The 12,500-nt window shown below is 54.5% G+C and carries 13 protein-coding genes; 6 read left to right on the top strand and 7 right to left on the bottom strand.

All coding sequences use genetic code 11. The features are described from left to right. Window positions 1-30: 30 nt before the first annotated feature. Window positions 31-1,590, top strand: coding sequence for an alkyl hydroperoxide reductase subunit F (gene ahpF, locus ACMHXI_RS15760; protein WP_028779455.1), 1,560 nt, complete (start codon window positions 31-33; stop codon window positions 1,588-1,590). A 197-nt stretch (window positions 1,591-1,787) separates the two neighbouring features. Next, window positions 1,788-2,036, top strand: coding sequence for a hypothetical protein (locus ACMHXI_RS15755; protein WP_413735433.1), 249 nt, complete (start codon window positions 1,788-1,790; stop codon window positions 2,034-2,036). Window positions 2,037-2,114: 78 nt separating this feature from the next. Here ACMHXI_RS15755 and ACMHXI_RS15750 read toward each other — a convergent pair whose 3' ends face one another. Further along, window positions 2,115-2,315: a hypothetical protein gene (locus ACMHXI_RS15750; RefSeq protein ID WP_025008941.1), complete on the bottom strand. Its 201-nt coding sequence runs from the start codon at window positions 2,313-2,315 to the stop codon at window positions 2,115-2,117. Window positions 2,316-2,480: 165 nt separating this feature from the next. After that, window positions 2,481-3,881, bottom strand: coding sequence for a cytochrome c biosynthesis protein (locus tag ACMHXI_RS15745; RefSeq protein ID WP_025008942.1), 1,401 nt, complete (start codon window positions 3,879-3,881; stop codon window positions 2,481-2,483). Window positions 3,882-4,169: 288 nt separating this feature from the next. Here ACMHXI_RS15745 and ACMHXI_RS15740 point away from each other — a divergent pair, with 288 nt between their 5' ends. Then, window positions 4,170-6,062 carry a methyl-accepting chemotaxis protein gene (locus tag ACMHXI_RS15740; protein ID WP_096140975.1) on the top strand — a complete coding sequence of 631 codons (1,893 nt, stop codon included), beginning with the start codon at window positions 4,170-4,172 and terminating at the stop codon, window positions 6,060-6,062. A gap of 119 nt (window positions 6,063-6,181) precedes the next feature. Here the strand turns inward: ACMHXI_RS15740 and ACMHXI_RS15735 are convergent, their stop codons facing one another. Further along, on the bottom strand, window positions 6,182-6,601 hold the full coding sequence (locus ACMHXI_RS15735) for a hypothetical protein (protein WP_044735148.1): 420 nt from the start codon (window positions 6,599-6,601) through the stop codon (window positions 6,182-6,184). Window positions 6,602-6,842: 241 nt separating this feature from the next. Continuing rightward, window positions 6,843-7,259: an organic hydroperoxide resistance protein gene (locus ACMHXI_RS15730; RefSeq protein ID WP_025008945.1), complete on the bottom strand. Its 417-nt coding sequence runs from the start codon at window positions 7,257-7,259 to the stop codon at window positions 6,843-6,845. Window positions 7,260-7,372: 113 nt separating this feature from the next. On the opposite strand from ACMHXI_RS15730, the gene ACMHXI_RS15725 reads away from it, so the two are divergent. The 3 genes from ACMHXI_RS15725 to rlmC all read left to right on the top strand — a co-directional run bounded on the left by ACMHXI_RS15725 (window position 7,373) and on the right by rlmC (window position 10,212). Next, window positions 7,373-7,804 carry a MarR family winged helix-turn-helix transcriptional regulator gene (locus ACMHXI_RS15725; RefSeq protein ID WP_025888690.1) on the top strand — a complete coding sequence of 144 codons (432 nt, stop codon included), beginning with the start codon at window positions 7,373-7,375 and terminating at the stop codon, window positions 7,802-7,804. A 13-nt stretch (window positions 7,805-7,817) separates the two neighbouring features. After that, a complete protein-coding gene (locus ACMHXI_RS15720) occupies window positions 7,818-9,005 on the top strand; it encodes an FAD-dependent oxidoreductase (RefSeq protein WP_045283014.1) in 1,188 nt (395 codons plus the stop codon). A gap of 73 nt (window positions 9,006-9,078) precedes the next feature. Next, on the top strand, window positions 9,079-10,212 hold the full coding sequence (gene rlmC / locus ACMHXI_RS15715) for a 23S rRNA (uracil(747)-C(5))-methyltransferase RlmC (RefSeq protein ID WP_107110809.1): 1,134 nt from the start codon (window positions 9,079-9,081) through the stop codon (window positions 10,210-10,212). Between the two features lie 11 nt (window positions 10,213-10,223). Here the strand turns inward: rlmC and ACMHXI_RS15710 are convergent, their stop codons facing one another. From ACMHXI_RS15710 to ACMHXI_RS15700, 3 genes are read right to left on the bottom strand one after another with little or no spacing between them, the layout of a single operon-like run. Next, a complete protein-coding gene (locus ACMHXI_RS15710) occupies window positions 10,224-11,417 on the bottom strand; it encodes an ATP-binding protein (protein ID WP_107110794.1) in 1,194 nt (397 codons plus the stop codon). Beyond that, entirely contained in the window at window positions 11,414-12,124 is a 711-nt protein-coding gene (locus ACMHXI_RS15705) for a response regulator transcription factor (protein ID WP_107110795.1), read from the bottom strand. The genes ACMHXI_RS15710 and ACMHXI_RS15705 overlap by 4 nt, the downstream gene beginning before the upstream one ends. Further along, entirely contained in the window at window positions 12,121-12,495 is a 375-nt protein-coding gene (locus ACMHXI_RS15700; protein WP_037436155.1) for a DUF3019 domain-containing protein, read from the bottom strand. Before ACMHXI_RS15700 ends, ACMHXI_RS15705 begins: the two co-directional genes overlap by 4 nt. Window positions 12,496-12,500: the final 5 nt, after the last annotated feature.

The raw sequence follows: 12,500 nt of genomic DNA, 5'->3' as shown, positions 1-12,500 counted from the left end.
GTTTTCCTTTAGTCTGATTCTGGAGTCATCATGTTGGATGCGAATCTGAAAAATCAACTGCAAACCTATCTGCAGAACCTCAAGCAACCAGTTGAACTTGTCGTATCTGCAGATGAAAGCCCAAAGTCCAAAGAGCTGTTGGCTCTGGCACAGGATATTGCCTCGCTGTCTTCCCTGGTCAGTGTGACCGAGCAGTCACTGTCCCGTACCCCGGCGATGCAGGTTACCTCAATCAAGGGCTCTGACATACGCTTTGCCGGTTTGCCCATGGGGCACGAATTTACCTCACTTGTGTTGGCTCTGCTGCACACAGGTGGGCATCCCATCAAGCTGGAGGCCGAGCTGATCGAGCAGATCCGCAGCCTGCCAGGGGAATATCATTTTGAAACTTTTGTTTCTCTGAGCTGCCAGAACTGCCCGGATGTGGTGCAGGCGCTCAATATGATGGCGGCGATCAACCCACGGATCAGCAATACCATGATAGATGGTGCCCTGTTCCAGGATGAGGTTGAGCAGCGTAACATCATGGCCGTGCCTTCGGTTTATCTGAACGGCGAGCCTTTCTCTGCCGGCCGCATCAGCCTGAAAGAGATACTCAATAAACTGGATACCAATGCCTCTGCCCGCCAAGCCGAGAGCCTCAACCAGCGTAAGCCCTACGAAGTACTGGTGGTTGGCGCCGGGCCTGCCGGTGCATCAGCCGCCATCTACGCAGCCCGTAAGGGACTGCGCACTGGGCTGTTGGCCGACAAGTTTGGTGGCCAGGTCAGCGAAACCGTCGGCATTGAAAACTTTATTTCGGTCAAGGCGACTGAAGGCCCCAAGTTGGTGGCAAATCTGGAAGAGCATGTTCGCGACTATGAAGTGGATGTGATGGATAACCAGAAGGCGGTTCGTCTTGGCAGCAATGGCCTCTATGAAGTGGAACTGGAAAATGGTGCCGTACTCAAGAGCCGTACAGTCCTGTTGGCCACAGGGGCTCGCTGGCGGGAAATGAATGTTCCCGGTGAGCAGGAATATCGTGGCCGCGGTGTGGCTTATTGCCCTCACTGTGATGGCCCGCTGTTCAAGGGTAAACGGGTTGCGGTGATCGGCGGTGGTAACTCGGGTATTGAGGCGGCTATCGATCTGGCCAACATAGTCGAGCATGTGACTGTACTCGAGTTTGACAGCAAATTGCGCGCCGATGACGTGCTGCAGCGCAAGGCTAAATCTATGGGTAACATCACCATCATCACCCAGGCGCAAACGACAGAAGTCCTTGGTGATGGCAGTCGGGTTATCGGGCTCAACTACACAGACAGAGCCAGTGGCGAGCAGCATAATATTGCGCTGGCAGGTATCTTTGTGCAGATAGGTCTGGTGCCCAACACTGAATGGCTGCGCGGCACTGTGGAATTGACTCCGCGCGGTGAGATCATTGTCGATGAACGCGGTCAGACTTCACTGCCAGGGGTGTTTGCCGCCGGTGACGTGACCAACTCGGCCTACAAGCAGATCATCATCGCCATGGGTAGCGGTGCAACCGCCTCTCTGGGAGCCTTTGACTACCTGATCCGCCATTCAGAGGATGAATCGGCAGCGGCTTGATGGGTTAACCACTCAACAGCCTTTAGCAACACTGCAGCCGGCCAAGTGCCGGCTTCTTTTGTTCTAAGGCAAACCTTTGGTTCAGCTGAGCGTCAGTCTCTTTGGGTTAATTTGAACCGTTTAGGGTCAATGCCGGTTGGTGGAAAATGACCTTGCCACTCGATTGCCTTGGCATTCCAGGTTTGGAGTAAATAACAATGTCTGCATCTTATTTGGCAAAGAGCGCCTTGTTGCCTTTGCTGCTGGGTTTGGGGAGTCTCGGTGGCTGCGCCGATATTCTCTGCTCTGCCCGTACCGACGAAGCGGTAGCCGATGGTTGGCAGGATCACAATCAGTGTGTGCGTCAGGCGGAAGACAACTTACGTCGTCATCAGCAAGAACAGCAAAGGCAGCAGGATACTACGACGCGTCAGGCATTGCAGGAGGCATTGGCGCAGCATAAGTGAGTCTTAGGTTCGCCCATGTATCCACAATAAAAAAACCGGCTTTGCCGGTTTTTTGCTATCGCCAGAGCCTTGGGAATATCAGGCTGTGGTATTGATATTGTGGCCTATGTTACCAACCGGGCCGGCAGGTTCTTGTGTCGGCGTGGCGGCCTGAATAAGTTGCAGCGCGATTTCGCCTTCGGCTTCTTGTTGCTGCTTGGCCAACTGCGCGACTTTAACACCGACAGCGCCGGTATCCATATTGACCGACAGCGGCTGGGAGTTGAGAGAAACTGTCATGGCTTTCCTCTGGGTTGGAGAGTCGCTTCGGGACTCGGGCATGATCCTGTTATCGGCATCAATAGCTATAACTTTAGCCTAAATCCCGCTTGTCCGGCAAAAAGCCAAGCCACCAATGGGCGACTTGGCTTCTTGCTGCTGCTCTGCACTTCAAGTCGTGATCCATCAAGCGGCCTTACGGCGGCGCTCCAGCAGTTTTCTACCGCTGACTATCAGGATAGTGACGACTATGGCGCCGATAATCAGCCCCAATGCCAGGGTGACGCTCTGTAGCGCCGCCGGGTTGACCGCCAGGGTGCCGCCCAAGCCAAGCATCATGATGCCGGACATCAGCTTCAGGGTCTGGCCCTCTTTCTCGGTCAACTTACGTTTACCAAGCGTCATACTGAAAGCAATCACTATGATGGCCAGTGGGATCACATAGACAATGTTGTACAGCACCAGGTACATATAGCGCTCAAAGCTCGGCAGGTTATGCATGGAGAGCACGCTGGTGTAGATCATAGGGAAGCCCGCAGTACACAAGAGTTCATAGGCGTTGGCCAGAATCGCCAGCACTGTGGTGCCGGCTATCATGGTCGCCAGGCTGGAGGCGCTGGACAGCTTACCCATGCGCTTGATAAGCCCGGTGCGGTTTTCCGCCGACATGGAGAGGGTTACTTCTCCTTTGGTAACGAAGTAGTCCTTCACGTTGATACTGCCGGCGATCAGCGCCAGTATTCCCGCCGCCAGAATAATCATCCCGCCATCACTGCCGGCCCCCAACAGCTGGAAGATGTTGAGCCAGGCGGTCATAAACAGGAAGTAAATAAAGCCCGAGAAAAACACGAAGATACCACCAACCAACAGCATACGGCTGCGGCTCTTGGCGTTGACCATGATGGACAGCAGGAACAAGAGCACGAAGAAGGCACAGGGGTTAAAGGCATCGACACCGGCCAGTACCAGCGTCAGAATTGGCAGCGACATGGTTTCAGGTGTCACCACCCCAACCAGAGGCAATTCCACCGGCTGCACTTCGGGCTCTGCCGCCAGAGCCGTGGCATCACAGGTGCCATCGCCACCATCATTGGCGCAGGTGCCAAACAGCGGCGCCTGAGTTGAACCTGTGTTTGCCTGAGTGCTTGTTTGTCCCGGCATATCTTCCGGGCTCAACTGGCCGCCCGCCTGCAGGTAGCAGTTCTTGAGGCGGTTGAGCAGGAACTGACCTGTCACCTCTTCACTGGAATAACCGACTATCGCCTTGCCACAGGTAGCCATATAGGGCACTGAGCGGGCTTCTGTTCCTGTCTCTGTGGCCAACTGCTGCCACAGCTCCTGAGTACCCGTGGCGCCCACCATCACAGAGTGCAGCTCTATCCAGGGGTAGCGCTCCGGCAGAGAGTCGATGAATGGATGCGCTTCAGCGCAGTGGGGACAGGTCTTGGACCAGACAAAATATAAAGGAATTTTGATCTGCCCTTGCTGATCCACCTGTTGCCACTGGATCTGCGACGCCGAATTTTCGGTTGCGGCAAGGCCTGCGCTGAAACTCAGTAACAGGCAGAGAAAGAGGGTTCTTAACATAAGCTTACCTGTGTAAGAGGGATTGAACTGTATCTGAATGACCCATAGCCCGGTTCAGGCTACAAGTACCCTACAAATACTTTACTCCAAGCCCTTGGTATCCATGATAAAGCAGCATCAAAACTGTTAGCAGACTCGAAAAAGTCCCTAAAGTGAGACACATGGACATTTGTTAAGCTTTGAGTAATAAAACCGCATTCGAATAGTGCCATTGTGGTAAGCGACTTCAGTAATTTACTTTTTTGCCGCTAAACTTTTACTCCACCCTAAAAATTTATAGGACTTCTTATGCAGTTCACGCTTAAAACCCGCTTACTGCTGGTCAGTCTGGGCGCCGTTTTGCTTACGGTTGCCGCCCTGGTTGGCCTTTCCTCCTCTTCCATTCGTGATAATGCCATGCAGCGAACCCAGCGCGAGGTCGATCAATTGGCGAACACCTTTGCCGGCGGCATAGGGCAGTGGATGTATGACAGACAAAAAGCGATCAGCAGCATCAAGGGCACGCTGCAGCGGAACCCTGAGGTCAATATCACCCCTTTTCTGATGCAGGCCCATGAGGCCAGCGGTTTTGCGCTGACCTACTACGGCGATGAGCAGGGCAACATGTACCGTCAGGATCCCAGCCTGAATACGGCTGGTTATGATCCCCGGGTTCGCCCTTGGTATCAGGATGCCAAGCGGGAAGGAGCCATGATAATGACGGCACCTTATGTCAGTGCCACATTGCAAAAGCTGGTGGTCACCATAGCCGAACCGGTAATGAACAGCGGTCGCCTGCAGGGCGTGGCAGCGGCTAATCTCACCATAGATCAACTGACAGATGCGGTGCGAACCCTCAAGGTGCCGGGTGACGGCTATGCCGTGATGCTTGAACGCTCAGGCTTGATTATCAGTCATCCGGACAAGGACCTGAACGGTCAGCAGTTCAGCCGTCTTGGCAGTGCCTTCAATCCTCAGTGGCTCAGCGCCAGGATCAGCGCCAATACCCTGGATGAGATGGCATTCGACGGTAGCAGCAAGCTGTTTTACGTGGCGGCGGTGCCTCATACAGATTGGGCACTGATGTTTGTGATGGACAAGGCAAGCATCATGGCCGAGGCCACCGAGTTGGCATGGTGGATGTCTGCGGTGGGCGTGTTGTTTTTGGTGGGCTTTGGTCTGTTGCTGGTATTGGTGTTCAAGAGCCAGTTCCGCGATCTGGAACGTCTGGCCAAGGCGCTCAACGATATTGCCGAAGGGGAGGGGGACCTCACAGTCCGTATCGAGACCCGTAATCAGCACGATGAGATAGGCATGCTCGCCGCCGGCTTTAATCGTTTTGTTGAACGCCTGCACGGCATGATTTCCCGTATGAGTGACATAGCCCAGCAGTTGGGAGGCCAGGCACAGGAGACCCGCCATTCGGCCGAGAGTAACAGCCAGAGCATCGAAGTGCAGCAGGACGAAGTCACTATGGTGGCAACCGCTGTGACCGAAATGGCCAGTGCCACCGAGGAGATCGCCAGCAATGCCGAACTGACGGCACAGACGGCGCAGTCGGCGGTCGGCCTGGCAGGCAGTGGACAACAGCAGGTGCTGCAGAGCCAGGAGTCGATTCGTAGCCTGGCGCAGGAAGTGGATACCGCCAGTCAGATCATCGGCGAGCTCAACGAGCACTCACAGAAGATCAACAGCATTTTGCTGACCATCAGCGGTATTGCCGAGCAGACCAATTTGTTGGCTTTGAACGCCGCCATCGAAGCCGCCAGAGCCGGTGAGCAAGGGCGTGGCTTTGCCGTGGTGGCTGATGAAGTCAGGGTGCTGTCGCAGCGCACTCATGCGTCGACACAAGAGATCCAGACCATGATTGAGACCTTGCAAAAAACCGCTTCCAAGGCAGTGAATTCCATGGCTCAGAGTCATCAGATGGCCGAAACCAGTGTGATGGATGCCGAATCGGCCAGTGCCAGTCTGGAGCAGATAAGCCAAGCGATCACCCAGATATCCGATATGGCCAGCCAGATAGCTACAGCGGCCGAAGAGCAAACCTCTGTCACCAGCGAAATCAACCGTAATACCGAGTCGATTCGTGAGGTTTCTCAAACCCTGTCACAGGAGGCCAACAGCGCCACTGTCAAAGCGCAGGAGTTGGCGGAGTTGTCAGATTCGCTGCGCCGTGAAGTCGGCCGTTTTAAACTCTAGCGCAATGTCTAAGGAAGGTGCGAACAAGTCCCATGTGTGCCTGCATCGGCTTACGGGCCTGTAAGCCACTTCGCACCTTCCCTAAGGGGCATTCATTTGTGGATCTTGAAAGTACTTAGTTATTCGGCGGCGCTTGGCTTTTCAATCGTCGCCATCATCTGTTGGTTATTACACCAATGCAGACTCACTTCGCGGTTATCTTTATGGGTTGCCGTGCGGATACGAGTGACTATGGGGTGAGAGAAGTGTGCTGCGGTTAAATATTCTTTAACCCTTTCAATTCGTCTATTGGCAAGCCACATATTATATTTTTGTAAATCTTCATCGCCGATAGACTTATCCATATTGAATTCCAATAACAGATAGCCGCTTGAATTATCGCTATTATCAGCAACAATTTTATCCAGTTGCAAAGAATCCTGGGTACTGAAATAAGAGCTGTTCTTGGCATAATCGACATTGCCAAGCAAAACGCTTTTCTCACAGGTGGCTTGGGTCGCGCCGGTAAACAGCAGTAACCCCAGAATCAGGGCGCGCATATCATTCTCCTTTGACTATGACTTTATTATTGCTCACGTCCACTTTTGAGGCGCAAATTTAATCGATTGTCCAGGAAAAATCAATTTTATATGAATATCAACCTTTGCTGAATGACAGCGTCATAATACAGAATGAATGACGGAAAAATGTCGCAACAAATATAATTTCAATTGCTGCGACATTTATTTGTATTCTTGCCAATAAATTGACTGAATATTAGCGCTGAATAATATCAGAGCTTCAGTTGATCTTAATGTCATTCACAGTGAGCCCCACATCAAGGTTGTTGCGGGTGGCATTGGAGTAGGGGCAAACACTGTGGGCCTTGAGTACCAAGGCTTCGGCCTCGGCCTGCGCGAGCGGCAGAGTGACAGCCAGAGATACCTGCAGCGCAAACCCACCATCTTGACTGACCAAGCCGACATCGGCGGTGACAGGCGCGCTGGCAAGCTTGATTTTACCCAGGCGCGCCACATGTAAAATGGCGTTGGAGAAACAGGCGGCGTAACCGGCGGCAAACAACTGTTCCGGATTGGCCCCGGCTCCTGTCCCGCCCATCTCCTTGGGATAGCTTAGGGTCAATGACAGGGCACCGTCATGAGTGGCTACTTCGCCGTTGCGGCCGGCTTTGGCTGTGGCTTGAGTGTGATAGAGCATAGTAGTTTCCTTAATTTAAATTGTGCACAATCTAATTGCTGGCAATGATAGATCGATATTTGTTACAAAAGCAAGTATATTGCGCACAATTAAATTGTGTTTAGGGTTTGCATATGTCAAACGAGCCCCTGTGCCTGGAAAACCAGGTTTGCTTTTCGCTATACAGCGCCGCCAATGCTATGGTGCGGGCCTACCGGCCTGTGCTGGATGCCCTGGATCTTACCTATCCGCAATATCTGGCCATGCTGGTGCTTTGGCAACACAAGGGCATCAGTGTCAAGGCGCTGGGTGAGCGTTTGCATCTGGACTCAGGCACCTTGACCCCCTTGCTCAAACGCCTGGAAACTAAAGGCTTGCTGTTAAGAGGCCGCAGTGAACAGGACGAGCGGGTGCGGGTATTGACGCTCACTGATGCCGGGCTGGCTTTGCAAGCGCGCGCCGCCGATGTGCCCGAGCAGATGCTGTGTCGCAGCGCCATGCCGCAGGCGGAGCTGCAACAACTGAAAAGCTTGTGTGACACCCTGTGGCTGCAATTGGAACGTTAACGGAAAGAGGCTGATGGAACAGGTCGATCTGGCAATCATAGGTGGCGGCATATCCGGGGTGGCGGTGGCACAGTGCGCGGCGGCAGCCGGTTATTCCGTGGTGCTATTGGAAAAGTCCACTCTGGCGGCAGGCACCTCCTCCCAGTCCAGCAAACTGATCCATGGCGGCTTACGTTATCTCGAATCCGGGCAACTGGATCTGGTGCGCGAATCGCTGCGGGCCCGGCGCGAGTTATTGCGTCTGGCGCCGACACTGGTCAAGGCCGTCCCTTTCTTTATCCCGGTTTATCGTGACAGTCGCCGCGGCGCCTTGACCCTCAGGGCCGGCCTCAGCCTCTACGGCTTGCTGAGCGAGTTTGACCGCCTGGGCCGTTTTCGTAGCCTGCCTGCCAGGGCTTGGGGGAGCTTTCCCGGACTCAAGCTGGCCGGAATGACCCATATGTTCCAATACTGGGATGCCCAGACGGATGATGCCTTGCTGACCAAGGCGGTGGCCGACAGTGCCAGGCTGCTCGGTGCCGATATCCGCGAGGGCGCCGAGTGTTTGACAATAGAGCATGAGCCTCAGGGATGTAAGCTGAGTTACCGGGATGCGGATGGCGACAAAATGCTGCACTGCCGCTTTCTGGTCAACGCCGCCGGCGCCTTTGTCAACGAACTGCTGGCGCGGGTGACACCGCCCATAGCCCAGACGGCAATAGACTGGGTGCAGGGGAGTCATTTGCTTCTGGATATTCCTGCGCCGCCCGGGGTGCTCTATCTGGAATCCTGCTTCGATGAGCGGGTGGTATTCGTGATGCCTTGGTACGGCAAGACGTTGATAGGAACCACGGAAACCCTCTGCCAGGGACCGGTCCCGCAGATCACCCGAGAGGAGATAGCATATCTGCTGGGGATCTATCGGCACTATTTTGGAGGCTCTGGCAGTTTTACGGGTGCTGTCACTACAGAGGCACTTGAAGCCAAGGTATTGGCGCATTTCAGTGGCATGCGGGTGCTGCCCAAGGGCGATGGCGATGCCTTTGGTCGGCCGCGGGAGGTACAGTTGTACCAGCGTTATTCCCATCCCAGGTTGCTGACGCTCTACGGCGGCAAGTTAACCACCTTTCGTGCCACTGCCAAGGCGGTGACGGCAGAGATAAGCAAGGTGCTTGGCAAACGCAGTCCCAAAGCGGATGTCGACAAGCTGATGCTGGGATGATTTTTAGGGTGAAACAGGCTAAAGTGTGCCGCTTTTGCCGCCGGGCTGAATTGGAAACTTGGGATATATCAGAGTGAGATGTGACTTTTTTGCGCAGGGCAAGTGCCGCTCCTGTACTCACATAGAAACGCCAATGGCGCAACAACTGGCCGCCAAGAGTGAGCAGTTGGCGCGGTTGCTCAGCCCCTTTACGCCCTTTGAACTCTTGGCCCCGGTCAGCGGGCCGTCCCTGGGTTTTCGTAACAAGGCCAAGATGGTGGCACTCGGGGCCGCCCATCAACCCATTCTGGGGATAGTTTCCCCGATTGGTGAGGCCGTGAGCCTGTGTGATTGTCCTCTCTATCCTGCCGATATGCAGGCCTTGCTGCATCGGCTTGAGCTGTTTGTGCGTCAGGCCGGGATCCCACCCTATCGGGTAGATAAGGCCAAGGGCGAACTCAAGTTTGTGTTGTTGACCCGCGCCGAAATCAGCGGCGACTTTATGCTCAGGTTTGTGTTGCGCTCCAGGCAATCCATCGAACGGATTGAGCGTGAACTGCCAAAGCTGCTGGTCGAGTTTCCTGCCATCAAGCTGGTATCTGTGAATCTGCAGCCGGTTCATATGGCCAGGCTCGAAGGTGAGCAGGAGATTTTTCTTACCGAGGCGCAGCGTCTGGAGGAGTCCTTCAATGGCGTGCCTCTTTATATCCGCCCCAAGAGCTTCTTTCAAACCAACCCACAAGTGGCGGCGGCCCTTTATCAGAGCGCCAAAGACTGGGTCAGTGAGCTGAAGCTTGAGTCTATTTGGGATCTCTTCTGTGGTGTCGGCGGTTTTGGGCTGCACTGTGCCAATAAAGACACAGAGCTTACGGGGATTGAAATCGAGGCTGAAGCCATCGCCTGCGCCCGATTATCGGCCGAAAAGCTGGGGCTTGAGCGGGTGAACTTCAAGGCGCTGGATTCGGGCAGTTTTGCCGCGGCGCAGTCGGCAGGCCAGGTGCCGGATCTTATGATAGTCAATCCGCCGAGACGTGGCATAGGCGCCGAGCTTTGCCAGGCCATTTCGACCTTTGCGCCGCCGCATCTGCTTTATTCCAGCTGTAACCCTGAATCTTTGGCCAAAGATCTGGCGGCCATCAGTGGCTATCGTGTGTGCAAGGTGCAGCTGTTCGATATGTTTCCGCACACGGATCACTATGAGGTATTGGTGCTGCTTAGTCGCGGCTAAGACAGTGGCTTCTATGCTCTTGGCCAACACAGGCTGATGGCGGCGCCGCCCAGAGTTTGCGAGTGGCTCAGCTCCAGTCGGCCGCCGTGCCAGATGGCAATCTTGCGCACTATATAAAGCCCCAGGCCAAAGCCGCTGCCATCACTCTGTTTGGCATCTCTGGCAAAGGCCGCCAGTAGTTTTTTGCCTTTATCTTCAAAGCCCGGGCCATCATCCTCGACTCTGAGGCAGTTATGGCTTTCGCTTTGCTCGAAACTCACCTGTATCTCTTTTTCGGCGAAACGCATGGCATTTTGGATCAGGTTCTGGCAGGCCACATTCATTGCCGTCTTATCGAATTGTGCCTGGCCCGGCACAGAGTGAAATCCTATTTGAAAGTCACGGCCATAGAGGCTGTATTTTTGCTCTAGAGTCTGCATAAAGTCTGCGATGGATTGAGGCGAATGGCATAGTTCTCCCTGTTTATGTTCCAGGCGGGCAAAAGAGAGATAGTTGGCCGCCAACTGTTCTATCTCATCTATGTCCTGGGCCAGGCGCGCTGCGTATTGAGGCTCCATCTGCTGCTTGCTCAGCTCAAGGGCAAAGCGCATCCGCGCGAGCGGAGTGCGTACTTCGTGGGAGATGGTATGGGATAACTCTTTATGCATCTGGACAAAACTCACTATCTGGTGGCTCATGCTATAAAGCGCCTGAGCCAAGGGAAAGATAGCCGAGCTTTTACGTATGGTTAGCGGTTGCAGCGAAGGCTGACGGCCAAAGCGAATGGCGCTCTGTTGCAGGGTATGGAGATCGCGAAACACAGGCCAGATAAGCAAGATGGCGACCAGGGCCAGGCTGGAATAGAAACCGAGCAAGATCAAACTGGTGACATCCTCCCTGTCTTGCTTCTCTGTTACCGGGCCAAATCTGAGTAGCTCACTGCCTGAGCCTTGCTTGTAGTAATAGAGCTCGCCACTGGAGTGACGCAGCGCCAAGGTCTGCCCCTCATTGAGTAGCTGTCTCAGGCTAGTGGGCAGTGCCAGACTGCCGGCGGCAAGAGTTGAGAGATGCGCGCCCTGTCCCCGGGTCTGCAATAAGTCGTCCACCGAGATCAAATAGCTGGCCTCTTCGCTGCGATATTGATCTGTCAGTTGGCCAAAGCTCCACAGCAGCAGGGAGCAGGACAGCAGCAGAAACCCAAACAGTCGGTAAAACTGAAACTTCATGCCTGAATCCTGATCATGGCTTGATTGGGCTGGTAGTTGAACAGATAGCCCTTGCCGTGCACTGTGGTGATCTGCAGGCCGCTTATCTCCAGCTCATCGAGGCGTTTGCGCAGCCTGCTGACCTTGAGATCTATGGCTCTGTCCAGGCCGTCATAGGCGCGGCCGATAAACTGCTCGAATAGATACTCCCGTGACAATACCCGCCCGGCGTTGATCACAAACACCCACAGGAGTTCAAACTCCTTGGTGGTAAAGGCCAATGCCGAGCCCGCCAGAAGCACCTGCTGCTGATTGGGATCAAGCTGCAGATCGTGCAGACACAAGGTTTTGCGTCCGGGCAGCTGTTGCCTGTTACGAAGTTGAGTACGTATTCGTGCCAGCAGCAAGGGGGGAACCACGGGCTTGAGCAGGTAATCACAGGCGCCCAGCTCCAACCCCAGGATCTGATCGCCTTCACTGTCGCGGGCGGTGAGGAAGATAAGCGGGCAGGGATAACAGGCCGCCAAACGGGGGTAGATACCAAAGCCATCTTCACCGGGAAGCATCACATCGCAGAGGATCAGGCTGAAACTGTCACTGTCCTGACGGGCAAGCGCGGCTTCGGCATTGTCCAGATGAACCAGCTCGAAGCCTTCATTGGCCAGATAAGTGCAAATAAGTTCCGCCAGCGGCAGATCATCCTCAATCAGGAGTATTTTTTCTTTCATAGCAGATCCCAACTCAGGCCCCGCCGTCTGCGACTGACGGGCTCGTAGATAGCCACTCTGAGCAAGCGGCTGGCAACTGTGCGGTTTTGCTGATCCCTGAGCTCGATAAGCGTATCCCTGACCAGGCTTAATTGCAGCTTGTAACTGAAGTCACGGCGTTGATGAAAACAGGTCAAAGGCGCTGCGCTGTTGGCCAGCCAAAGGCACAGAGAGCGAGGCTGTTGGCTGTGAAACTCGAGTTGCAGTTGCAGCTTGCATTCCGATTCCTGATTGGTCATGGCGCAGGTATCCGGCGCCAGCCAAAGCTCTTCTCCCAAGGCGCTTGCCCAGGGACTTATCAGCATGAGTAACCACAGTAGCCATCGATTCATAGAGC

Source organism: Shewanella sp. BJSY2023SW005 (genome assembly GCF_047314585.1).
Lineage (GTDB): Bacteria > Pseudomonadota > Gammaproteobacteria > Enterobacterales > Shewanellaceae > Shewanella > Shewanella algae.
The sequence above is the reverse complement of the archived record's forward strand: the minus strand, read 5'-3'. Positions and strand labels throughout refer to the sequence as shown.